This window comes from Polaromonas sp. P3_C2 (assembly GCF_056402675.1).
The window spans coordinates 1-1,828 of the sequence record NZ_JBFUGX010000748.1; the positions used below are offsets into that span (position 1 = coordinate 1).

General features: G+C 61.0%; 3 protein-coding genes. 2 read left to right on the forward strand and 1 reads right to left on the reverse strand.

The window, feature by feature from the left end; all coding sequences use genetic code 11:
• Window positions 1-346: helix-turn-helix transcriptional regulator (locus AC1DWI_RS21465; protein WP_477725708.1), on the reverse strand; the 346-nt coding region annotated here is incomplete at its 3' end.
• A gap of 306 nt (window positions 347-652) precedes the next feature.
• On the opposite strand from AC1DWI_RS21465, the gene AC1DWI_RS21470 reads away from it, so the two are divergent.
• Together AC1DWI_RS21470 and AC1DWI_RS21475 are read left to right on the forward strand one after the other, a co-directional pair.
• On the forward strand, window positions 653-1,237 hold the full coding sequence (locus AC1DWI_RS21470; protein WP_477725709.1) for a DUF4142 domain-containing protein: 585 nt from the start codon (window positions 653-655) through the stop codon (window positions 1,235-1,237).
• Between the two features lie 73 nt (window positions 1,238-1,310).
• Window positions 1,311-1,556 (forward strand): GlsB/YeaQ/YmgE family stress response membrane protein, encoded by a 246-nt coding sequence (locus AC1DWI_RS21475; RefSeq protein WP_457282025.1) that lies wholly within the window; start codon window positions 1,311-1,313, stop codon window positions 1,554-1,556.
• The last annotated feature ends 272 nt before the right edge of the window (window positions 1,557-1,828 follow it).

Consider the following 1,828-nt stretch of genomic DNA (forward strand, 5'->3'; position numbering starts at 1 on the left):
GGTCCACGTTCAGACAGATCGCCGCCACATACTCGCCTTCTTCATTGCGAATGCCCACCGACGTGCTCTTGACCTTGCGGCCGTCGGCAAACTGGTTGGCGTAGTTGGCGATCACCGCGGGGTAGTCCGGGTCCTGGATGCGCGCCAGGCCCAGCTCGGTGGCGGGCTGGCCCAGGCGGCGGCCGCTCAGGTTGTTTTCAATCGCCAGGATCGCGTTCTTCGGGTGTGTCAGGTCATGCACCACCACTTCGCAAAACGGCGCGAACGTTTTGCCCAGGCCTTCGGCAATGTTCTTCAGCTCGGCGAGCAAATGCTTGTTGCTGGGCGTGTTGCTGGGGTTTTTCATGGTGCGCGGCCTCCGGCGAGTCAGGCGATTCGAATTTCAGACAAATTGTCCAGGCGGCCATCGTATCGCACCACGCGGCATTTGTTGAACAAAAGGCCGGGCGCCCGTGCGCGGCAGCCGGACACCACGCGCAAGCAAATTCCTACACAGAGCCTGCCCGGCCTCCTGCAACGCACGGCCGCTACAGCGGCGAAAGTACAACGCTATCTGCCGCGGCTTGCTGGTTTGCTAATTCCTATCTTCGCGGCGTCTGTTCCCCCATACCGAATCAACCCGTCAACAACCACCCCTTCAAAGGAGGCCCTCATGTTGAACCGATTGAACCGATCGAAATTCAAACTCAGCAGCGTGGCACTGGCCGCCGTGGCCGCTTCTGCCCTGGCAMTGGCTGCCCTGCCCGCCACGGCCCAGACCAGCACCACCGCAGGCACCTCAACAGCGGCAGATGCCGGCAAGCTGGCCCGTGCCGACAAGGGCATGCTGGACGACCTGGCCCAGGCCAACATCGCCGAGATCGAAAGCGGCAAGATGGCGCTGGAAAAATCGCAGAACGCCGAGATCAAAAAATTTGCGCAGCAAATGATTGACGACCACAACAGCGCCCTGGCCGAAGTGCAGGCACTGGCCCGCGCCAAAGGTGTGACCTTGCCCGACGGCCCCGGCGTGATGGCCAAAACCAAGGCCACCGCAATGAAGGCCTTGTCGGGCAACCTGTTTGACACGGAATACGCCAAGCGCGCCGGTGTGGGCGACCACGAAGCCACCATCAAGCTGCTGACCAAGATCCAGAAGGACGCCAAAGACGCCGACCTGAAGGCGCTGGCCGGCAAGATGCTGCCCAAGGTGGAAGCCCACCTGGAAATGGCCAAGGCCGTAGTACCGACCAAGTAAGCCGCCAAGTAAGCCAGTCATCGCGGGCTCTTGCCCGCGTCCTGGGTTTCCCCTTTTTTTTTAGGAAGACGCTATGTCAATTATCTGGACCATCATCATTGGCTTCATCATCGGCTTTGTCGCCAAGTTCCTGATGCCCGGCCGCGACCCTGGCGGCTTCATCATCACCGTGCTCATCGGTATTGCGGGCTCATTCCTTGCCACCTACCTGGGCGCGGCCATGGGCTGGTACCAGCAAGGCGAAACGGCCGGCTTCATCGCCGCCGTGCTTGGCTCCATCGTGCTGCTGCTGGGTTACCGCCTGATCGCCAAGCGCTGAGCAGGCCGAAAAAGAAACGCCAGCCAGACGCCCCGGTGCATTCACGTGCACCGGGGCGTTGTGCTGTGCGGCTCACGCGTGGGTGACTTGCGAAAAAAGTTTTAAACCTGACCGCAACGCCGCTGCCTGGGCCGCCCTTTTGCAGGCCCGCCGCGCCTGAGAGTGACGTGCGCAAATTCCCTCTTGAAATTTTTTTGGCAATTCCTACATCCTCTTCCCGGGCGCCGGAAGCCGCTTTTTTGGGGGTTTTCCAGCGCACTGATGTTCAACCC